The following is a 22736-nucleotide window of genomic DNA, read 5'->3' on the forward strand; positions in this document are numbered from 1 at the left end:
GGTTCCAATCAACCAACTGATCAATTTGATTTAGAAAATTGCCTTTGCGGGTGCGGCGAGTAACATCAAAATCTGAAAAACTCATATAAATTACCCCAACAACATGATTTGATGAGTAATTATCCCATCTCATCAGCTAAATTTGTTTCTAACCGTGCAAAGTTCTCGAAATATATTTATTATCGGTAATGCTTATTTCTAATCCAATAAATAATTTTTCTTATTTTATTGTTTTTTCGCGATTCAAAGAAAGCAGACGAAGATTCAGCCAGTGTTCGATTTTTTTTAGGAACTCATCTCGTAACGGCTGCGATGAGAAAAGATGTTCATGGTGGCTCAACTTCGATAGGGGTAACAACTCATTATCAGGATGATTCTGTAGGGTAGCCCGTGCAAAATCCTGGTTACCCCAGGATGGGGTAATCGGATCATGGCCAGAATAGATCAGGTAATAAGGTATAGCGAATTCGCTCATATGACGGCGAAAATGAACGATTTCCGCTTCGATTCCTTTGACATAGCGCAACAGAGTACGACGGATAACCCAACCATCTGCACGGATACGGGCCTTCTCTTCCTCGCTATCGGTGAAATAGTCTACTACCCAATCAGGTGTGGCCGGTGTGAATAGCGTTCGCAGGCCTGGCCAGGATAGCACTTCAAATATTCCATCGAGCAAAGGCACGATAACAAGGGACACGATCTGATTCATGATCATTAGTGGCAAAGGCTCGTTCTGTGGATTCAAAAAATGCTCCTTTGCATGAAATGATAGCTTGATGAGTGGATTTGCCAACCAGCCGCGCCAGCCTGGAACTTCAGTGACGGAAAAGGCTGGTCCGAGCAATACAATCCCTTGCACTCGCCTGGCTGGTTCGTTCCCAATTTGAGTCGACAGCAAATAAGAAGCGGCAATCAGGGAACCCAAACTATGAGAAACAATGAAGATCGGTTTGTCCGATTTACCTTGTTCATCGCAAGAGATAATCAAGTGCTTTAATGCATGACTGAGGTTTTGTCTCATTGGATCCAGATCGTACAGTGGGATTTGTGCTAGGTACGCATCACTTACTTCCTGTCGAGCAGCTCCCGCAATCAGCGCTTGATCCGCCTGTTGTAGAATCGGATTAGACAAGCCATGCGCATAGAGATCAAATCCCGCCACTATGAAGCGCTGAGCGAAATAGCGAGCAATTTCGCTATAACGCCCAATGTATTCGTTCATGCCATGAACGAGGAGCAAACAAGCTAGGGCATTGCTTGGTTCGGTAGGTTGTAATATCCGCAAGAGCAAGGGATTGGCATCATTTGCCTGGTTGATAAGGATTTCCTCACCCCAGCGCGGGTAGGGTTGGGTGACGAATTGCCGATGGACACAACCAGAAAGCGTCGCTAGTAGCAAAATTATGAATGCCAAAGTAGTGTAGCGCATATTCCAGTTTTGCCCTACATCGTACGCTTGAGAAGTGGCTGTAGTTCTTGTAATGTTCGTGTATTCAGTACATTTTGCTTCTCCAGCCAGCCACGTCGTGCTTGACCAACACCGAAACTTAGGTTATTGAAATCCAACACGCTGTGCGCATCCGAGTTGATGCTAATTAGAACGCCTTCATCCTTGGCTGCCTGGCAATAAATGTCGAGCAAATCCAGTCGTTCCGGTTGAGCGTTGAGCTCCAGGTAACAACCGCGCTCCTTGGCTTTGCGGATAATACGCAACATATCGACATCGTAGGGTTCGCGCCTGGCAATGAGTCGCCCACTAGGGTGAGCGAGCAGTGTGAAATAGGGATGATCCATGGCCTTCAGAATGCGTTCAGTCTGCTTGGCGCGGGACAATTCGAAGCGGCTGTGCACGGCACCTACTACTAGATCTAGCTTTGTCAGTATCGAGTCTGGTAGATCCAAGTTGCCATCTTCGAGAATATCGACTTCAATACCCTTGAGCAGCGTAATTCCTGTTAATTGCTCGTTAAGACGGTCAATCTCGTCAATTTGCTTGGCCAGTTGTACCGGATCGAGACCATGGGCGACAGTGAGCCGGCGTGAATGCTCGGTAATAGCCAGATATTCAAAGCCACATTGTTGAGCAGCGCTAGCCATTTCTTTAAGGGTGTCATGACCGTCGCTTGCCTTACTGTGAGCATGCAGATCACCCTTCAGATCACCCAGCTCGATAAGTTTGGGTAAACGCCCACTTCTGGCCGCTTCAATTTCACCACGATCTTCGCGCAACTCCGGTGGGATGAACGGCAGCCCTACAGACTGATAGACGGATTCTTCTGTTTCACCAGCAATGCGCGTTTGACCCTTGAAGACACCGTATTCATTGATCTTAAGTCCTCGTTCCTGGCCCAGGCGGCGAATGGCAATGTTATGGGCCTTGCTGCCAGTAAAATAATGCAGCGCTGCACCGTAGCTCTCGGGCTTCACCACGCGCGCATCCACTTGTAGCTTACTTTTAAGGACTACACTGCTACGGGTAGGGCCATGAGAGAGCACCTCTGCTATTTCGTCATAGTTGCAAAAACTGGCCATGACCGGACTATTCTGGCTAGCAGTAATCAGAATATCGATATCCCCTACCGTTTCCTTGGCCCGTCGATAGCTGCCTGCTACGACCACCTGTTGTACGCCGGAAATCGTGCGAAGCCAAGCTGCCAGGGGTTCAGCATACTGGGCCGCAATGGCCAATTTAAAGCGGCTGGTGCTGCCAGCATGAATGGTCAAGGCTTCGGCAATGCGTATCTCGGTTTTTTCACCGAAGCCAGGCAAGCTCTGAATACGGTGATCGCGTACCGCGCGTTGCAATTGCTCCATAGTATGAATATCCAATTCGTGGTACAAAATCTTTACCCGTTTTGGTCCCAGCCCGGGAATTTTTAGCAATTCCGTGATAGTTGACGGCAATTGCTTGTGCAGCTTATCCAGCATGGCACAGTGACCAGTCTCGACGATTTCCCGTATTTTGTTGGCGAGATCCTCGCCAATACCAGGAAGCCTAGTCAATTCTTCCCCTTTTTGAACCATGGTGCGAACATCTTTACCCAGTTCCTGCAAGGTACGGGAAGCATTACGGTAAGCACGCACGCGGAACACGTTGGCATTCTCAATTTCCAGTAAATCAGCGATCTCTTCGAAGATGGCTGCAATATCAGCATTATGGATAGGCATAGCGACTCCTTTGTTATTTAGAATAAAAGCAAAGGAAAAAAATCTGTTATAAACAAGCTGGAAGCACGTTCATGAGGGGCTGCTATGATCATAGTAGCTTCCTATGCTTTTGACCAGTTTTGCAAAGCTGGCGCGCAACGATATTTACTGAAACTTTGTTGATTTTGCAGCTTTTATTTGAAGAATGTCGGCCTTCGACTGGCCGGGCCGAATATAGTGTGCTAGCATGTTAGCAAGGCAGCGAAGCGTCGTCGCATATTCACCAAGTGCGAACCCTCCCAGTAGATTCGCTGGCAATTGACGCATCGACGGAAGACTTCATAGTAACGTTTCGTCTTGGGTTCAAGGTGATCTAATATGTTGGTCTTGTCGACAGGAACCAGCACACCGTTACAGACAAGACATCGCGCAAAAGGGTGAATCAATCTGTATAAATCGAAGCGGTGTACGACTTCATCGATCTGGCTTTCGACATCGACTGCGCGCACCCAATAGCCATGCTGGATCTGTTTGGCATGCAACAGGCGACGGTCTCGAGTCAGCACAATACGCTGCTCGTTTACTGCGATCTTCACAATAATCGAATCCAGATAATCATTGCGATAGAGACTGTCGAAACCCAATAAGCGCAGGAATTTGGCGAGCTTGCCCAGATTGACATCCAGGATGAAGCGAGGATCAGATGTGATTTCTTCGCGTAATCTGAGCAAAGGATTTATGTCCAGTTTTTTGAAAACTGGATAGACAGCGACACGATCGCCAGCCTGCAGTTGATAATCGAATCTCACCGATTGACCATTTACAATAATTAACTCAACTTCGGTATGAGGTACACCGAAGGCTTCGATCGGGTCTTTGATTCCTGGGTGACCACTGAAACGACAGCGCATCGTTTGCTGCCGTTGCTCGGGAGAAAGAAAATCATTCAGCTCAGCATAGAAACGAAATTCAGCTACCTTATCTGGTTGCATCTTCTCTGCTCTTAGACGATTGTCATGTGGCAAACTATCAGAAAATCTAGTTTGATATGTCAATCATTTGGTCTCACTTTTGCATATTGACAGCTGGAGCGTACCACGTTACCTCGGACAAAATCAAAAAGAATAAAAGGAATGAGTCGAGTGCGGAGTGATCTTGCTATCAACTGGAACGAAACAAGCCCAGGTTAAGGTTAAATTGCATGAAAATGCCGGGAATGGTGATCATAGATAAGTATTGATGCATACTACCAACAATCATCTGCATATTTTGGTACAAACTGGGGAAATAGAGATTGATCAAATCAATGTTGGAAGTGCGCAGATTGTTTTGTTCGCTTGAGGTCATCTGGTCATGACCGCCATGATTTTCCAGCTGCTGGGAGGTGTTGGCCTGTTTTTAATGGGCGTGGTGCTGCTCACTGATGGGCTCAAGGCGTTAGTCGGTGATGCGCTTAACCGCGCCCTGGTGCGCTTCACTGGCACACCTTACAAGGCGTTTGCGTCCGGGGCGCTGGTGACCTTGATGGTACAGTCTTCCAGCGCGACCACTATGACGCTGATTGGCTTCGTCAGTGCAGGCTTGCTTACTTTCCCGCAGGCGGTAGGCGTGGTGCTGGGCGCAAGTCTGGGAGCTACTGGGACTAGCTGGGTAGTTTCGATGCTTGGTTTGAAAGTGAGTTTGGGTTTTTACGCATTGCCGCTGGTGGGCATCGGTGCACTGTTACGGTTACTTTCCCATGGTCGCTGGCGCTCGCTGGGTCTTGCTCTGGCAGGATTTGGCCTGATTTTCGTGGGCATCGATAAGCTACAAAACAGTATGCAGGATATGGCCGGGATCTTCGATCTGGCTACGCTGCCATCGACCGGAGTGATCAGCCACCTGGTAACGGTGGTGATCGGTATCCTCATGACGGTCATCATGCAGTCTTCGAGTGCAGTGGTGGCAACTACATTGACTGCCCTGCATGTCAATGCAGTTAATTTCGATCAGGCAGCAACACTCGTGATCGGTGCAGCGATCGGTACGACCGTTACCAGCGCCCTGGCAGCTAGTGGCGGCAGCGTCTCCGCCAAACGCACTGCACTTGCTCATATCGCATTCAACCTGGTTACCGGCGTCATAGCCCTGCTATTACTGCCAGCATTTTTATGGGGGCTGGCATTCGCACAACAACAGATGGGTTTGGAGCCGGGTGCAGTAAGTCTGGCTGCTTTCCATACTGCGTTCATTACCTTGGGCGTGGCGATTTTTCTGCCTTTTAACCGTGCTTTTGCGCGTTCGATCGTGCGGCTACTGCCTGAGCAGGGGCCGCACCTTACCCGTCACCTGGACGATACGTTGTTACAGGCTCCGGCAGTTGCGCTCGAGTCCACGCGCCGTACCTTGATCGTTACCACGCTTGAGACAATCAGCTTGCTGAATCAGTTGCTGAGCAGTGCGGTGGCGCGTGTAAGCGAGTTGCAGCGAGTTGAAGTCAAGGGGGCTTTAAAAACGACGCAGCACTTCTTTGCAAGGATTCCACCCATTACCGATGACGAGCCACTATCCCGCTCGCGCATAGCCCAATTGCACGCGATTGATCATCTGGCACGGTTACTCACCCGCCTGAATTTGTCTACAGCTACACGCAAGGTGATGACCCAGCCAGCGCTGCAGAGTGCATTGACCCGCTGTCAAAAGGTGCTGGCGTTAGCGCGTCAGGGATTGCTCCATCGGGTGTCGTCCAACTGGATGATACAGATGGAGCGCCAAGCGCAAGCCTTGGCAGAGTTACGCCGCGACGAGCGTCTGGTTATCTTGCGTCAGACAGCCAATGGCAAACAGAGTCCGTTCGATGCGCTGGAGGCATTGGATGCCATTCGCTGGCTGGAGCGTGTAACCTATCATACTTGGCGTCTATGCCATTATTTGGCTGAAGAAATAGCCGAAAACGGCGAGATGGAACCGCCAGATTCCTTGGATGAGTGAAGCTTCAACTTCGATCACATCGAACGGGGAATATTTCATGAGTGAGCTGTTCATCTGACTCGGTATTGTGTTATGTCTGAGCCAATTGTGTGAGCATGAACTCAGACAAATGCTGGATTAACATATTGGTGGTGCCGGTATAAAAATCAGCCACGTTGAGGCTGTCGGTGCAATCAATTACCTGCACTAGATATTTGCTGGTTAGTCAAGAAGGAGAGCTGCTTGTCCTGCAAAGCGTGAAGGGGTGGAGCGTATGCTGATCCGGGTGTGAGGCAAGGCGCGATGAGGCCGCAGGGTCGTTCCCTGCAACGAAGAGCAACGCCGCATTCGTGCCTGGAGCGACATATGATGCATCTCATAGTGGCCTCACCATTGTGGCGAATGAGAAAATTTATAAAATACATATATATCATATATTTATGATATAAAACTAAGCGTTTAGCTGCGATTCCTGGGTTAAATATTTCAGAAATCAAAAAAACAGAATGATTATTTATTAAGGTGCTTTTCCTTACGTATTTGCACGTATTGTGATGGGGATAAAGATGGGAAACAATGACCATCAGATCAGGAGGAATTAATAACCTATTGCTTTTCCTGGTCATTAACATAGCTTTGTATAAGCTATCAAAAATATTACAGAAGAAAACCGGATAACCAATTTACTTTGGAAACCAGCGTCAGCTAATCTGCAACCCTATTCAAAATATTAATATCAAATAGCTGGAGCCAAGGTTGCAACTATGGTTATGTCTCTGGGAAAGCGAGCATGTATCTGCCGAGTTCACAGGGAAAACGACAGATAGTAATCACGGATGTTGAGCAGTTTAAGGATTTTCCGCCAAGCTGAGAAGCAGCTTTGCCATGAATTCATTAAATTTAAATGAAGAATGGAGGCTAAAAAACCATGAGAAATATAGATAACAACACCCACGATAAAATCGAACAATCGATTGCAGATGTCGACTGGGCCTCTTATCAAGCATGGCGATTCACACCTTCGCCTGCAGCCTGGGAAGATTGGGTGCTCTATTTTTTGATGCCGAACTGCTTTTCCGATGGAAAGGAAAAAGGATATATCGATAATAACGGTAACCCAGTAACGACCGGACCACACACCTTTTTCAATTTAAGCGCCAAATTTCTAAAATATATCTATTCGGCCGAGCCAGCTCAAATAGGTTCATCAATCAAGATTGAGTCGAGAACTGGTAAAGCGGTTCATTTAACTGTCTTGCCCGTCGGTTTTGTCATCTACGAATAACCTCAACTGATAGGCTGAATATAGAAAAATCATGGAGATTTGAACAACAGTTTTCAAAAGCTACCCCTAATTCAACTCATCCATTTTTTAGGAGGAATCATGGTTTTAAAACAATATGGCGTTCTTAAAGGTAAGGCTATCAATAAAATCATAGGACAAGGTTCCAGTCCGCATTATGAAGTACACGTTATCGACGATACGACGGATTATCGTATCGCCTTTAATGTAAAGTCTAAGTTGGCCCCTTCCGAGCTTTTATATTTGATCATTGATGATTTCCGCCATCCTATTCTGGAAAAGCTGGTCAAACTGGATAAGGGATTTACTCGACTCGAGAATGCACCAGATAAAATGGCACTGAAAATGGCGCTCGATTTCATACGTGGCAATCTATTCGACCCAAGACAAATTCGCCCTTTACCGCATAATCTTCCAGGTCCAGATAATGACCTCAATGAAAAATTAGATGCTTATGTGCAACGTGCTATCGGTGACGAACGGGCAAGTATTTACGCTTTCGGTGAACGCTGGGGGCCTGAAGCAAAAATAAAAGACAAATATTTTGGTTTTCTACCTGGGAATGGTATTCACAATATTCACATGAATCAAGGTAATGTGGAGCAGTATGTTGAGGAAGATGGTGTTTGGCAGGATGGTGGACTACTTTTTCATTTTCCAAGTGTAGAACAGGTTGGGGCTGGCACGGAGATTTGGCCGGAACAATGGGTCGCTGTCTTTTTCGCTTTCCAGTCACAATGCTGGCATAGCGACGATCAAACAGGTCACAGGCTTCCTGAATGCGAAAGCATTATTCCCCCTAAAATAGAACCTAGTGTCCAAATCATAGCGGCACTGGTTAATCCGGAAGGGAGCGATCAGGGGAATGAAACGGTGACCTTGATTAATCGTTCTCCAAATACTATTGACTTGTCCGGTTGGTTGATTGCCGATAAAAACAAGAAGCGATCTTTTATCAGTAATATGCAGCTAAATCCAGGAGCGACCGGTGTCGTAAAACTGGATGGTCAAGGCGCGAAGCTAGGCAACAATGGTGGCATTATCACCCTACTCAATCCAGATGGGCTTAAATATCACGGCGTATCCTATACCAAAGAGCAATGTCGTAGTGGCTGGACCATCGTGTTTTGAAGCGGAATCATTTGATCATTTGTTAGGATAGCTAGATTCCATTGAGTATGCCAGTCAGTAGTCTGAATCGATATAGGTTTGAAAGCTGATAAAATGATATTTTGATCTGTTTTATCTGTATTGCGGCTTTTTGAGTCTTTTTCATGGGACAATCATCTTATCATGAAAAATACCCCTACCCTAGAATTATGTGGCATCAGCAAGGCCTATGCGAATGGACGCCAGGTGTTGTCTGATTTGTCGTATACCCTCGCAGCCGGTGAGTATGTGGCCATCATGGGGGAATCAGGAGTGGGGAAATCGACGCTACTGAACCTGATTGCCGGCCTGGATGTACCTGATGCTGGCGAGATATGGGTCGATGGCGTCGAGCTGTCGGCACGTGATGACGATGCCGCTACCTCCCTGCGGCGACGTCATTTTGGTTTCATCTTTCAGGCATTTCATGTTTTGCCTCATTTGACTTTGTTGCAAAATGTGGCATTGCCGCTGTTGCTCAATCATTTGCCGCTCGATCGTGCCAAACAAATGTTATCCGCAGTCGGGCTGCAGGGACGGGAGCAGGATTTTCCACGCCAATTATCGGGTGGAGAATTGCAGCGGGTGGCGATTGCACGGGCGCTGGTCCATCGCCCGCGGCTGATTCTGGCCGATGAGCCAACAGGTAATCTCGACCCGGATACGGCGCAGGAAATTCTCCAATTGATGCGCGCTGAAATCAAAGCCAATGATGCTGCTGGCATTATCGTTACCCATTCCCAAGCAGCTGCAGCAACGGCTGATAGCATTCTGCTGTTGACCAAGGCTGGCTTGCATCCCTTAAATCCAGCGCGTTCACATGTATCGTAATTTGTTGTCTCGTTGGCTCCTGCAGGGTGAGTGGCAAGCGCATCGGCTACAAATCGTGGCTGCGCTCATTGCGATTGCGTTGGGGATAGCTATGGGTTTTTCGATCCATTTGATTAATACCGCGGCAGTCAATGAGTTTTCTGCAGCCGTCAAAAGCTTGTCCGGTCAATCCGATTTGCAAGTGCGCGCAACGCAACCGACCTTTGATGAAATGCTCTATCCACTATTGGCGCAGCATGAAGGTGTGGCGATCGCAAGTCCAGTGCTAGAAATTCAGGTTGCCGTTCCTGCTAAATTGGAAGATGACAGAAACAATACCTTGAAAATCCTCGGGATCGATGTGTATCGTGCTATAACCATAACTCCGGATTTAGTCGGCGTACCTGAGGAAGGTCGCGCCTTCGACATGCTATCAGACGATGCCATTTTTCTGTCGCCTGCGGCGATGGAATGGCTGGAAGCCAAGCAGGGAGACCGACTGCCGCTGCGTCTGGGTACCAAAACTGTGACACTGCGGGTAGCAGGTGGCCTGGTCAGGGCACATGCTGGTCAGCGTATTGCGGTCATGGATATTGGCGCAGCTCAGTGGCATTTTGATCACATTGGTGTGTTATCGCGCATTGATCTTAAATTAAAACAAGGTATCCATCACCGTGGATTTAAAGCAGCCCTTGAAAAGGAACTACCCGCACAATACCTGGTAACCGAAACCATCGACCAGGAAAGGCGTGTACATAACATGTCGCGTGCATATCGCATCAATCTGAACGTGTTAGCGCTGGTTGCGCTGTTTACCGGTGCTTTTTTAGTATTCTCGACACAAGTACTGTCCACTTTGCGGCGGCGCCCCCAATTTGCTCTGTTGCGCGTACTTGGGCTGACGCGCAATCAAATCCTGCTGCAGATCCTGCGGGAAAGCAGCTTGCTTGGCATACTCGGTTCTCTGCTGGGGCTCGGGCTGGGTTATGCACTAGCCGCAACGGCATTGCATATTTACGGTGGGGATCTCGGCGGGGGATTTTTCTCTGAGATCAAGCCGAGCATTCAGTTGAGCCCATTAGCGGCTGTACTCTTTTTGGTACTGGGTATTGGTGTCACCTTATTAGGCAGCCTACTACCCGCATGGGAAGCGGCTCGTGCCCATCCCGCGCCAGCACTCAAATCGGGTAGCGAGGAGATCGCACTGACAAAATTGCAAACTCCCTGGCCCGCGCTGATCTGTTTACTGCTGGCAGTCATCTTGACCCAACTGCCACCTGTGGCGGAATTGCCCTTTTTTGGCTATTTTGCGGTGGCTTTGCTGCTGATCGGCGGTATCGCCTGGATGCCGTCATTAACTGCATTGCTTTTTTCCGGCCTATTTCGCGTATTTAACCGCCTGACAGCAGGTGCGCTGACTACTTTGGCTTTAGCCAGACTAGCAAATGCGCCACAGCAAGCTGCAATTGCACTAGGAGGTGTTTTGGTAAGTTTCTGCCTGATGGTAGCGATGGCGATCATGGTGGCGAGTTTCCGCATATCGGTAGAAGACTGGCTGGCGCATATTCTGCCTGCCGATATCTATGTGCGCACAGAGGTTCGTCAGGATGCGCTTGGCTTCACACCCCAGGAGCAGCAAGTGATCGCTGCAACAACGGGGATCGAGCGCATCGATTTCATCCGCTCGCTGCAGATTACCCTGGATCCGACTAGACCAACTGTTACACTGATTGCCCGACCAATCGATAAGACTGATCCGGGCAATACTCTGCCGATGACAGACACTGCGTTAAATTCCGCAGAAATTCCGCCAGAGGCAATCCCTATCTGGGTATCGGAAGCAATGGTCGACCTCTATGATTACCGGGTAGGCAAACGGGTGGCACTGCCACTGAGCGAGGTGCAGCAGGATTATATTGTTGCTGGCGTATGGCGTGACTATGGGCGTCAATTTGGCGCCATCCAGATGCAATTGAGCGATTATCAAAAAGTAACGAGTGAATTGCAGGTCAATGAAGCGGCGCTCTGGTTACAGGACGGCGTTACACCTGAGCAGGTTATGGCTGCGCTGAAAGTGCTACCATTTGGCGATACATTGACGTTCTGGCAGCCAAATGAAATCAGGGCAATCAGCCTGAAGATTTTTGACCGCAGTTTTGCGGTAACCTATTTATTGGAACTGATCGCAGTCGGGGTAGGATTGCTCGGTGTGGCAGCCAGTTTCTCGGCGCAAGCGCTGAGGCGTGTCAAAGAATTTGGCATGTTGCGCCATATCGGCGTGACGCGCGGTCAGATCTATCGCATGCTGGCCCTGGAAGGGGGATTGCTGACCGGTTTCGGCATCACCATCGGATTCTTATTGGGAGGGGGCATCAGCCTGATTCTTATTTTTATCGTTAACCCGCAGTCGTTCCACTGGACAATGCAGCTCCATGTGCCGTGGCAATGGCTGATCATCATGGCGCTTGCCATGCTGATGGCAGCGGCGTTGACTGCGCTGCTCGCTGGACGACATGCTGTTGCCGGTAATGTGATACGTGCGGTCAAAGAGGATTGGTAAGGAGAGTTCGTGATGCAAAAACTGCTCATACTATTTATATTGCTGACAACGCTGAATGTGTGCCTGGCAGCATCGCCGGTGTATACACCTGTGACGCCGAGACCGCTGATTTTTCCAGAGGATTTTGGTGCACATGAAAATTTCCGCATTGAATGGTGGTATGTGACAGGCTGGCTGGAAACCCCCGATCAGCAACCGCTCGGCTTTCAGGTTACTTTCTTTCGCCCAACCACTGCGCACGATGAGGATAATCCCAGCCGTTTTGCGCCTAAACGATTGATCATTGGTCATGCGGCCCTGTCCGATCCAATAGTTGGCAAGCTGCTGCATGAGGAGAAAAGCGCGCGCGAAGGTTTTGATCTCGCTTATGCCAAAGCAGGTAATAGCGATGTGAAGCTGGATAACTGGTATTTTATCCGCGAAGCAGATGGCCACTACCGCACTTATGCGGAGGGAGACGACTTTGCACTTGCGTTATCGCTAACGCCTACCCAACCGCTCATGCTGCAGGATTTAAATGGCTTTTCCCGCAAAGGGCCGAAACCAGAGCAAGCCAGCTATTATTACAGCGAACCGCATTTGCAAGTCAGCGGCACGGTAAAGCGTAATGAGCGAGTCGTACCGGTTAAAGGCAGCGCCTGGCTCGATCACGAATGGTCTTCAGAATATCTTGATCCGAACGCGGAAGGATGGGATTGGACGGGCGCCAATCTCGACGATGGTTCCGTACTCATGGTCTTTCAGATGCGCGGTAAAGACAGTAAAAAAATCTGGGCATATGCTGGTTTACGCGACCCCTCGGGTAACATGACCATTTTTTCACCGGAGGAAGTCAGCTTTCATCCTGTGCGCTCCTGGCACTCTCCCCATACCGACGCAGTCTATCCGGTTGCCATGCACATCAAAACCGGCAACATCGAATGGCAACTCGAGCCGCTGATGGATGATCAGGAGCTCGATTCACGTCGATCGACTGGCGCTGTTTATTGGGAAGGCGCAGTGACCATTATGCGTGATGGTCAGCCGGCTGGACGCGGTTACCTGGAACTGACCGGCTATGACAAAGCACTGTCGATGTCGCTGACAGACAAAACAAGATGAAACTGACTGACAACGAAATTCGCGATATTACGCAGCGTCTGGAAGCAGGCAAGCCGCTGCCCGACAAATACCGCTTCCTGCTGTTCGAGGACAAGCGCGAAGTGGAGTTGGTCTGGACCGGCAAGACGAACGAAGTATGCAACATCGTGCTGCCTTTTCAGACTATTGAACAAGTGGACGAGCCGCGCGCGGAAAAGACGTCGGACACCACTTTGCAAATGAGTTTGTTCGATGTGGATAACCGCGGGCGGCAGCTCAAGGGCTGGACCAACAAACTCATCTGGGGTGACAACAAGCTGATTTTGTCCAGCCTGAAAAATGGGCCGTTGCGTAAAGAAATCGAAAAACAGGGCGGCCTCAAGCTGATCTACATCGACCCGCCATTTGACGTGGGCGCCGATTTTTCGATGGATATCGAAATCCCGTCCTCCGACGGGACCTCTGACACCTTCACCAAGAAACCCAACATTCTTGAAGAAATCGCCTACCGCGACACCTGGGGGAAGGGTGCGGATTCCTTTATTGCCATGATCTACGAGCGACTGGTGCTGATGCGCGATCTGCTGGCGGAGGAGGGCAGCATTTATGTGCATTGCGATTGGCGGGTGAATGCATTCATGCGCTTAGCAATGGATGAGGTTTTTGGAAAGGACAATATGCGTAATGAAATAACTTGGGTTAGATCTACAAATCCCAAGGGTTCGCAACACTACTCTCCAAAATTAAGTGTATTTACAGATACTATTTTATATTACGCCAAATCATTTGCAGCGAGACTCAACTTATCTGACATTCGAGAACCACTTACTCAAAGCGAACTTAATGAAAAATATAAATATAAAGACGAAAAAGGTAGATATTACGATGGTCCAATAGTCAGCTCATTATCAATGGGACCTCGACCAACACTTGTATATGAATATAAAGGATATACTCCACCGATTAGTGGTTGGCGACTTAAGCGTGAAAATCTGGAAAGATTAGATGCTGAAGGTAATTTAGGATGGACATCTAACGGTAAGCCATTTAGGAAATTGCGACCTGAAGACGATCAGGGAAAAGTTGTTGGTAATTTCTGGTCCGACATTTCACTATTAAACTCACAAGCGGAAGAAAGGCTTGGTTATCCTACCCAAAAGCCCGGAACCCTGCTCGAACGTGTCATCAAAGCCTCCAGTAACGAAGGCGACCTGATCGCCGATTTTTTCTGCGGCTCCGGCACCACGGCAGCGGTGGCGGAAAAGCTGGGGCGCAAGTGGATCGCATCTGATCTCGGCAAATTTGCTATCCATACCACGCGCAAACGCATGATCGGCGTGCAACGGCAGCTTAAAGCGCAAGGCAAGGATTACCGTGCTTTCGAAATTCTTAATCTCGGTAAATACGAGCGCCAGCATTACATTGGCGTCAATCCCGATCTGCGTGAGGAACAGAAACAGCAGCAGCTTGCCGCCAAGGAAGCTGCCTTCCTTGATTTGATCCTGCGCGCCTACCAGGCGGAGAAAGTAGAACAGTTTGCCTGTTTCCATGGCAAGAAGGCTGGCCGGCTGGTAGCCGTAGGGCCGGTGAATCTGCCGGTGACGCGCTTATTCGTCGAAGAGATCATTCTGGAATGCCGCAAGAAGCATATCACCAAGGTGGATATACTCGGCTTCGAGTTCGAGATGGGGCTGTTTCCCAATGTGCTGGATGAGGCCCGCGTCAAAGGCATCGACATCGCTCCGAAATACATTCCGGCTGAGGTGTTCGACAAGCGCGCGGTGGAAAAGAGTCAGGTGGTGTTTCACGATGTGTCTTTCATTGAGGTCAAGCCGCATATCCAGGGCAATACGGTGGCCGTCGAGCTGACCGATTTTTCAGTTTTTTATTCGCAGGACTCGATTGCTCATGCCGAGGCAACGCTCAAGGACAAGCAGAGCAAGATCGTGGTGGAGAAGGGTAAAATCTGGAAGATAATTAAAGACAAGGACGGCGTGATCACCCGGGAACAACTGACCCAGCACTGGACTGACTGGATTGACTACTGGTCGGCGGATTTCGATTTTGAAAACAAGCGTGAGATTATCCGCGTGCAAAACATGGAAACTGGTGAATGGGAAGAGCAGTGGACAGGCGATTACATTTTCGAAAACGAATGGCAGAGCTTCCGCACCAAAAAGGACCGTTCACTGGAATTGATCAGCGTGTTCCAGGAAGTCATGCCGGGGCGACGCAAGATTGCAGTGAAAGTAGTGGATATTTTTGGCAATGACACTATGACCATTGTAGAGGTGAGGGTGTGAGCAAACCCAAAACCCCTAATTACCATAGACAACGGTTTCTGCTGGTTCTATTAGAGCTAGTGGGAGGATATTTATCAAAAACCGATTTTCAGAAGCTGCTGTTTCTTTCGCAACAAGAAATTGAATGCTCATATTACGATTTTGTTCCTTATCACTATGGATGTTATTCATTCCAGGCTCAATCTGATATTGAGATGTTGGAATCCAAAGGGTGGTTGCAAACAGTGGGTGCCGAAATTCAGTTGTTAGAAAAATCAGTTGATTGTATGGCGCGCGATGAGTTGGCTAGAGTCAGCTATTTCGCAAGAAAGTATAAGAATTACAGAGGTATTCAATTAGTGCGTTTTGTTTACGAGCATTATCCTTACTATGCCATACACAGCAAGATAGCAAAAGATCTTCTAGATAATCATTTTTATCAAGCTGTGATCCATGCGCAAGAAAAATTAAAGTCAGATGAGAATGGGCTTTTTACTATCGGTTACGAAGGATTGTCTTTCGAGAAATATATCAATGAGCTAATTAGCCATGATGTACACCTATTATGCGATGTCCGAAACAATCCATTAAGCAGGAAGTTCGGTTTTTCAAAAGGTGTGTTGAGTCAATTATTACCAAAATTTGGTATTGAATACATCCATATTCCAGAATTGGGCATCGTGTCTGAAAATCGAAATAATCTGGAAACGAAATCTGATTATGTAAAGCTTTTTAAAAGTTACAGGAATTCCTTGCCACAAAAAGAGGAAAGCCTGAAAAGGTTAAGTGGGTTACTTGATAAACACAAACGTGTGGCACTTACTTGTTTTGAGAAGCAGCATGATTTGTGCCATCGGCATTGTATTAGCGAATATCTTGAAAATATAAGGAACATCAAGGTTATCCATCTATGAGTATGATTCGAAGAGTGTTCATTACGGTTAAAACCTATCCTACACTTTCAAAAAAGTATGATGAGTTAGTTTGCACCGCGGGCATTCTTGATGATGGAAGTTGGGTTCGTATTTACCCCTTGCCGTTTAGGAAGTTGGATTATGAGAACAGATACAAGAAATATCAATGGATGGAATTGCCTTTAGCAAAAAATGAAAGTGACCCCAGGCCGGAGAGTTACAAGATTACAGATATTTCCAAAGTGAAGTTAATCGGCGAACCAGTAGGGACTAGACAAGGATGGGCGGAAAGAAAGCAAATTATTTTTGGGAAGAATGAAATTCATTTTGATTTGGCTGCATTGATAGCAAAGGCAAACAACAATGAATTGTCCATTGCTATCTTTAGACCCACTGAATTGTTGGAATTTGTGGTTGAGAAAACAGATCGTGAATGGAATCAAGAAAGTTTGGAAATTTTGAAGGCAAAGGCAAATCAATTGTCGCTTTTTCAAACAGAAGATGAAATTAGAAAAGAGTTTTTAATCGTCGATAAATTACCGTACAAGTTTTCCTACCGATTTAAGGATTGTACGGGAAAAGACAGCACCCTAATGATTGAGGATTGGGAAATAGGTGCGCTGTACTGGAATTGCCTCAAGCGTTCTAAAGGTAATGAGAATGAAGCAATTAATCTAGTTAGGAGAAAGTATTTGCAAGAGTTTTCCAGCAAAGAAATTTTTCTTTTCCTTGGGACCACTCGCCAATTTCACGGCTGGGCAAAAAATCCTTTTGTGATTATTGGAGTATTCTACCCACCTGCATCTCAACAAAATTCTTTGTTCTATCTAGATAGCTATGGAATTGCATTTATCCATGAATAATAGTTTGCAGCTTTCTGTCTTTGAAATTGTTGGAAGTCAATTTTGTGTTGCCTCGTGCGATGGTCAAAGGATTTACGAGCGAATTACCATGGCCTTGAAAGAAAGACGTAATGTTACGCTTTCATTTTATAACATTACCTCCTTAACTGCGGTGTTTCTGAATACTGCTATTGGTCAGTTATACGGTGAATTCAGCGAAGAGCAAATTCGTGCCTTGCTAAAGGTGCAGGATATGCAGTCTGATGATCTCGCGTTGTTAAAAAGAGTAGTTGAAACTGCTAAACAGTATTTCAAAGACCAACAGAGATAATTTTCCTATGGCACTTCACCCTGATTTTCCCGATTCCCCGCACGCCATTCTTGATCCCGCTATCCGCTGGTTTCCGGCGGATGAGGCGTTGCGTGAAACCAGCATGGATAAGCTCATGCCGCCGCTGGTATCGCAGTTACGGCGTGAGGTAAAAGCGTTCCGTGACAGTGGGTACATAGGGGCAACCAGCACCAGTCAAAGCCTACTCAACTGGTGGTTCAAGGAGCCGCACTTGTTACCGCAGGCTGATGGTACAACTGTCGAGTTTCAATATTTTTTCGCGCAACGCGAAGCGTTGGAAACGATCATTTATCTGTATGACGTAGTCGGTGTGAAAGATAAATTTGATCTGATGCGCTTTGATAGCAGTGGTTCGGTGTCGGCTAGTCTGTTCGATGAGACCTGGCGGCGTTTCGTAGTGAAAATGGCAACAGGAAGCGGTAAGACCAAGGTGATGAGTCTGGCGCTGGCATGGAGTTTCTTTCACAAGCTGTATGAAGCAGATTCCGAACTTTCCCGCAATTTCCTGGTGATTGCGCCCAATATCATCGTGCTGGATCGCATTTACAAGGATTTTAAGGGGGTACGGATTTTTTTTGACGATCCAGTGATACCTGATAACGGCTTCGACGGCCAAAACTGGCGGGATGATTTTCAGCTCACTTTGCACCTGCAAGATGATGTGCGCGTGATGCACCGCACCGGAAATATCTTTTTAACTAATATTCATCGTGTGTATGCCGGAGAGGATATTCCACCTTCGCCGGATGATGACAATACGATGGACTATTTCCTAGGTAAACGGCCTAGTGGCGCCACTACTGATTCAAAGGTGGATCTGGGCATGATCATACGCGATATTGATGAGCTGATGATACTCAACGACGAGGCGCATCATATCCACGATGCGAGGCTTGCCTGGTTCCAGTCGATTCAGGATATTCATCATCGGCTGCTGCAAAAGGGCGGCTCCCTGAGCTTGCAACTGGATGTGACGGCAACGCCCAAGCACAATAACGGCGCGATTTTTGTACAGACGGTGGCTGATTATCCATTGGTAGAAGCGATCTGGCAGAACGTGGTCAAGCACCCTGTGCTACCGGATACAGTCAGCCGTGCCAAGCTTTGCGAGCGGCAAAGTTCCAAATACACCGAAAAGTATGCTGACTATATCGACCTAGGGGTGATCGAGTGGCGCAAAGCCTACGAGGAACACCAGAAGCTCGATAGAAAAGCTATTTTGTTCGTGATGACGGATGACACCAAAAACTGCGATGAGGTGGCAGCGTATCTGGAGGGCCATTATCCCGAATTGAAGGGAGCAGTTCTAGCGATTCACACTAAGAATAATGGCGAGATTTCCGAAGCAACGACAGGTAAAGCTAAAGAGGAGCTGGAGCAGTTACGCAAGCAGGCCAATGAGATCGATACCATGGCAAGCCCTTACAAGGCGATCGTATCGGTGTTGATGCTCAAAGAAGGCTGGGATGTGCGCAATGTGACAACCATTGTCGGCTTGCGCGCTTTCGTTGCCCAAAGCAATATCCTACCGGAGCAGACATTGGGTCGTGGGTTACGCAAGATGTATCCCGGGAGCGTGGAAGAATATGTCAGCGTGATTGGCACGGATGCCTTCATGGAGTTTGTGGAGTCAATTCAGGCTGAGGGGGTAGTGCTGGAACGCAAGGCAATGGGCAAGGGAACCCAACCTAAAACACCGCTGGTCATCGAAATTGATTACAACAATAAACAAAAGAATATTGAGGCTTTGGATATCGAAATTCCAGTACTGGCGCCGCGTCTCTATCGGGAATACAAGCATCTCAATGATTTGAATACTGGCGCCATGATATTCCAACCAGTGGTCTATCAGCAATTCAGCGAGGAAGAGCAGCGTGAGATCGTCTTCAAGGATATCACGACGGATGAAATCACGCATACCACGATACTGGATACTGCTGGCATAGCGGATTATCGCAGCGTAATCGGCTACTTCACGCAGACAATAATGAAAGAATTGCGCCTGGTCAGTGGCTATGACGTGCTATATGGCAAAATCAAGACATTCATACGGGATGCACTTTTTGCTCAGATAGTCGATCTGGATTCCCCTAATACTTTGCGTAACTTATCCGAACTCGCTGCTACAAAAACCATAATTGAGATTTTTAAAAAGGCAATTAACGCGTTAACGGTACAAACCAAAGGAGATGCAGAAATTCGTGATACCATCAAATTGCGGCAAACTCGTCCCTTTGTCGTTAAGGATCAGGGTTATCTGATGCCCAAGAAGAGTGTATTCAACCGTGTGATCGGCGACAGTCATTTCGAGCTTCAGTTTGCTAGTTTCCTGGAGGGTTGCAGTGATGTGATGTCTTTTGCCAAGAACTATTTGGCAGTGCATTTCAAGCTGGATTATGTCAACGTAGCTGGCGATATTGCCAACTACTACCCGGATTTTTTGGTGAAATTGTCTTCTAATCGGGTTGCTGTGGTAGAAACCAAAGGACAGGAAGATTTGGACGTGCCCTTGAAAATGGAACGATTGCGTCAGTGGTGTGAGGATATCAACGCGCTACAAGCAGATGTGAATTATGATTTCGTGTATGTGGATGAAGTAGGATTCAAACAGTACGCTCCCAAATCCTTTGCAGATTTATTAACTGGTTTTCGTGAGTATAAGAATGACTAATCGGCAATACCCTAGTGAGTGTGGGGGGTGATATCGTGAGCAGCCCGGAACAGATGATTCGGTTGATTTTGAATGCCTGGCCGGATACGCAGGCGATTTACCTGTTCGGATCTTGGGGAACGGAATATGAACGACCCGAAAGCGATGTGGACATCGCCGTCCTGTTACCGCCCAAGCAGGCGAAAGAGGCAGGTTCGTTTTTATTCAGTGAGCTGCATCAGACGCTGCAAATGGCAGTTAACAGGGATGTGGATTTGATCAATTTGCGCTTGGCTCCGACAGTGCTGCAAAAAGAAATTGTTATGAGTGGAGAGCGGCTTTTTCAGGCACCAGGAACGGCTGCTGATAAATTTGAAATGCTGGTGCTTTCGCTATATCAGAAACTTAATGATGAACGCGCGGGCATTGTGGCGGAAGGTTTACGCAGTGGAAAATTCTACAGCCTATGAACGACATTATTCTCGGTAAGAAAGTCAGTATTGAACGCTGCATCAAGCAAATCAATCAGTATTACCGTATGGAAACCGGTTTGCCCTTTGTTAAGGATCAGCTTCGTCTGGATGCGGTGGCGATGAATTTACAGCGCGCCGCAGAATTAACGATTGATATTGCCAATCATCTAGTGAAAATTTGTAAACTCGGACTCCCGCGCGATAGCCGTGAATCCTTTACTTTGCTAGCGCAAGCCGGAGTGATTGACGAAGAAATGGTGCGCAAGCTGCAAGGTATGGTTGGGTTTCGTAATATTCTCGTACATGAATATCAGGAATTAGATATGCAAATCTTGATCGATGTAATCGAGCATCGCACCCAAGATCTGCTTGAATTTGCTAACCGGGCGCTGCGTTGGGCAAATTGAGCTCAATTTGTATCCTACTTTTTAGTTTTTATTTTTGTTGTAATATTATTTTGTAATAATCAGATAAATATCAATGAATCAAACTCTTTGATATAACCTCATCATCAGGAAAATTATGTATGAATCAAGAAATGTCTCTTTGGATCCTCATCCGTTAAGCGAGTATGTTGACTGAGCATGCCTGCTAACCGTGAACCCATTCTGTGGGTTCTCAAAGAAAAGTTGCCCAAGGATCTGGAACGTATTCTGGAGCTGACCAGTGGCAGTGGCGTGCACATCAATTACTTTGCGCCTTATTTTAATCATTTGCATTTTCAGCCATCCGATAAGGATATCGAGGTTTTTGACAACATTTAAAAGCTGACTCGCGAACTGGGTAACCATAATATTGCCGGTCTTGTTCATCTGGATTTGATCCAAACCGAGAAATTGGTTTAATCCAGGATCGGAAAAGCCATTTGCCGCAATTTTCTGTATCAATATTTTTCAGGTAGCGCTTATTTCAATGGCAGATGGCATGAAGAAATGTGCGCGACTTCTGCTTAAGGACGGTGGACTCTTACTGATTTACGGACCTTTCCGGGCGATGAAGAATTTTCCACGGATTCGAAACAAGGAATTTGATGCGACGCTCCGTTCTGCAGGTGTTGCTGATTTGTAGAATAGGCAGAAATCTGTTGATAGCATGGGAGATTTGGTTAGCCTCATCGCAATTTTGATGGGATGTTATGTTACTTTCCTTATAAAAAGTAGTACGACAGAAAAGAGGGGGTGCGTTATACTTGCCCACTGTTAAAGATCACGTTATTTCAGGTAGATTAATGAAAAATATAAAAATTTTGATCGGCGAGAAATTCAAACGTTTAATATTTATGGCTATAGCAGCCATGCTGCTTATCCAGTCATCGGTGAGTTTTGCTATCAATGAAGTGGATTTTCTCAAGGCAGCCCTGACTGGCGATGTGGCAACTACCGAGAAATTGCTAGGAGAAGGTATCAAGGTCGATTTGCAGAATCCTGACGGGTTTACCGCACTGGCGGTTGCTGCGCAGAATGGTCATGCTGCCGTCGTGGACTTACTATTGAAAAATAATGCGGCGGTTGATCTCCAGAATGTTCAAGGAGGAACAGCATTGCTGCTAGCAGCTAAGAATGGCCATGCAACCATTGTCGATGCCTTGCTGGCAAAAGGCGCCAACCCAGATCTGCAAAGCAAAAATGGGTTATCGCCCTTGATGATTGCCTCTGTCTTCGGTCATACTGCTATTGTCAACACTTTATTGGCAAAAGGAGCTAACCCGAATTTGCAAAACGAGGCTCAAACGACTGCGCTGCACTTGGCTGCCCAGAACGGTCACTTGGAAATTGTAAAAGCATTGCTAGCAAAAGGGGTGAAACCTGATTTGCAAGACACAAATGGCGCTTCTGCACTGATTTTGGCTGCTTTGTCAGGGCATCAGGCAGTGGTCGAAACATTGTTGGCTAGTGGTGCACAGCCTAATCTAAAGGCTGCCAATGATTTTACCGCGTTGATATTAGCTGCCCAGAATGGCCAAACAGCTGTAGTTGAAACCTTGCTGGTAAAAGGAGCCAATATCGATCAACAGAATCAGGATGGCATTACGGCATTGATGTGGGCGGCCCTCCACGAGTATGAGGATATCGTCAAATTGTTATTAGCAAAGGGTGCGAATTCCAAGCTTGAAAGTGCGAGCGGAAAAACTGCACTGGATATGGCCAAGAATCCGGCAATCATTGAGTTGCTTAAAGCTGCCAACAATTAGGCAAGCTTTTCTGAATTCAAAAATTGCTCAG

General features: G+C 47.2%; 19 protein-coding genes and 1 pseudogene. 16 read left to right on the top strand and 4 right to left on the bottom strand.

Annotation, left to right across the window (positions count from 1 at the left end; all coding sequences use genetic code 11):
- Window positions 1–220 precede the first annotated feature (220 nt).
- From BLV54_RS08470 to BLV54_RS08480, 3 genes are all read right to left on the bottom strand, one after another.
- Window positions 221–1432, bottom strand: coding sequence for an alpha/beta fold hydrolase (locus tag BLV54_RS08470; protein ID WP_090570564.1), 1212 nt, complete (start codon window positions 1430–1432; stop codon window positions 221–223).
- A 14-nt stretch (window positions 1433–1446) separates the two neighbouring features.
- Window positions 1447–3171, bottom strand: a complete 1725-nt coding sequence (polX, locus tag BLV54_RS08475; protein WP_090570568.1) for a DNA polymerase/3'-5' exonuclease PolX — start codon at window positions 3169–3171, stop codon at window positions 1447–1449.
- Window positions 3172–3392: 221 nt separating this feature from the next.
- Complete coding sequence (locus BLV54_RS08480; RefSeq protein WP_090570571.1) at window positions 3393–4142, bottom strand: Mut7-C RNAse domain-containing protein; 750 nt, start codon at window positions 4140–4142, stop codon at window positions 3393–3395.
- Between the two features lie 361 nt (window positions 4143–4503).
- Here BLV54_RS08480 and BLV54_RS08485 point away from each other — a divergent pair, with 361 nt between their 5' ends.
- A complete protein-coding gene (locus tag BLV54_RS08485; protein WP_090570573.1) occupies window positions 4504–6120 on the top strand; it encodes a Na/Pi cotransporter family protein in 1617 nt (538 codons plus the stop codon).
- Window positions 6121–6321: 201 nt separating this feature from the next.
- Here the strand turns inward: BLV54_RS08485 and BLV54_RS16080 are convergent, their stop codons facing one another.
- Entirely contained in the window at window positions 6322–6465 is a 144-nt protein-coding gene (locus tag BLV54_RS16080) for a hypothetical protein (protein WP_176969718.1), read from the bottom strand.
- A gap of 562 nt (window positions 6466–7027) precedes the next feature.
- Between BLV54_RS16080 and BLV54_RS08490 the strand changes: the two genes are divergently transcribed.
- The 15 genes and pseudogenes from BLV54_RS08490 (at window position 7028) to BLV54_RS08555 (ending at window position 22705) form a co-directional block, all read left to right on the top strand.
- Window positions 7028–7384 carry a hypothetical protein gene (locus tag BLV54_RS08490; protein ID WP_090570576.1) on the top strand — a complete coding sequence of 119 codons (357 nt, stop codon included), beginning with the start codon at window positions 7028–7030 and terminating at the stop codon, window positions 7382–7384.
- A 99-nt stretch (window positions 7385–7483) separates the two neighbouring features.
- Entirely contained in the window at window positions 7484–8533 is a 1050-nt protein-coding gene (locus tag BLV54_RS08495) for a DUF2278 family protein (protein WP_090570580.1), read from the top strand.
- Window positions 8534–8695: 162 nt separating this feature from the next.
- Window positions 8696–9382 (top strand): ABC transporter ATP-binding protein, encoded by a 687-nt coding sequence (locus BLV54_RS08500; protein WP_090570583.1) that lies wholly within the window; start codon window positions 8696–8698, stop codon window positions 9380–9382.
- The gene (locus BLV54_RS08505; RefSeq protein ID WP_090570586.1) at window positions 9372–11921 is read left to right on the top strand and encodes an FtsX-like permease family protein; all 2550 of its coding nucleotides are present in this window, start codon (window positions 9372–9374) and stop codon (window positions 11919–11921) included. Before BLV54_RS08500 ends, BLV54_RS08505 begins: the two co-directional genes overlap by 11 nt.
- 12 nt (window positions 11922–11933) lie before the next feature.
- Complete coding sequence (locus tag BLV54_RS08510) at window positions 11934–13022, top strand: lipocalin-like domain-containing protein (RefSeq protein ID WP_090570589.1); 1089 nt, start codon at window positions 11934–11936, stop codon at window positions 13020–13022.
- Window positions 13019–15304: a site-specific DNA-methyltransferase gene (locus BLV54_RS08515; RefSeq protein WP_090570592.1), complete on the top strand. Its 2286-nt coding sequence runs from the start codon at window positions 13019–13021 to the stop codon at window positions 15302–15304. The genes BLV54_RS08510 and BLV54_RS08515 overlap by 4 nt, the downstream gene beginning before the upstream one ends.
- On the top strand, window positions 15301–16197 hold the full coding sequence (locus BLV54_RS08520; protein WP_090570594.1) for a DUF488 domain-containing protein: 897 nt from the start codon (window positions 15301–15303) through the stop codon (window positions 16195–16197). The genes BLV54_RS08515 and BLV54_RS08520 overlap by 4 nt, the downstream gene beginning before the upstream one ends.
- Window positions 16194–17060 (top strand): hypothetical protein, encoded by an 867-nt coding sequence (locus BLV54_RS08525; protein WP_218132355.1) that lies wholly within the window; start codon window positions 16194–16196, stop codon window positions 17058–17060. The genes BLV54_RS08520 and BLV54_RS08525 overlap by 4 nt, the downstream gene beginning before the upstream one ends.
- The gene (locus tag BLV54_RS08530; protein WP_090570597.1) at window positions 17053–17370 is read left to right on the top strand and encodes an STAS-like domain-containing protein; all 318 of its coding nucleotides are present in this window, start codon (window positions 17053–17055) and stop codon (window positions 17368–17370) included. Before BLV54_RS08525 ends, BLV54_RS08530 begins: the two co-directional genes overlap by 8 nt.
- Before the next feature lie 7 nt (window positions 17371–17377).
- A complete protein-coding gene (locus BLV54_RS08535; protein ID WP_090570600.1) occupies window positions 17378–20062 on the top strand; it encodes a DEAD/DEAH box helicase family protein in 2685 nt (894 codons plus the stop codon).
- A gap of 35 nt (window positions 20063–20097) precedes the next feature.
- Window positions 20098–20511, top strand: coding sequence for a type VII toxin-antitoxin system MntA family adenylyltransferase antitoxin (locus tag BLV54_RS08540; RefSeq protein ID WP_218132356.1), 414 nt, complete (start codon window positions 20098–20100; stop codon window positions 20509–20511).
- Complete coding sequence (locus tag BLV54_RS08545) at window positions 20508–20921, top strand: type VII toxin-antitoxin system HepT family RNase toxin (protein WP_090570606.1); 414 nt, start codon at window positions 20508–20510, stop codon at window positions 20919–20921. Before BLV54_RS08540 ends, BLV54_RS08545 begins: the two co-directional genes overlap by 4 nt.
- A gap of 177 nt (window positions 20922–21098) precedes the next feature.
- Complete coding sequence (locus tag BLV54_RS16425; protein WP_218132357.1) at window positions 21099–21278, top strand: DUF938 domain-containing protein; 180 nt, start codon at window positions 21099–21101, stop codon at window positions 21276–21278.
- An 85-nt stretch (window positions 21279–21363) separates the two neighbouring features.
- Window positions 21364–21582: pseudogene (locus tag BLV54_RS16430) on the top strand (DUF938 domain-containing protein); the annotation flags it as partial.
- Between the two features lie 160 nt (window positions 21583–21742).
- A complete protein-coding gene (locus BLV54_RS08555; RefSeq protein ID WP_090570608.1) occupies window positions 21743–22705 on the top strand; it encodes an ankyrin repeat domain-containing protein in 963 nt (320 codons plus the stop codon).
- The last annotated feature ends 31 nt before the right edge of the window (window positions 22706–22736 follow it).

The organism is Nitrosomonas sp. Nm33 (genome assembly GCF_900107265.1).
GTDB lineage: Bacteria > Pseudomonadota > Gammaproteobacteria > Burkholderiales > Nitrosomonadaceae > Nitrosomonas.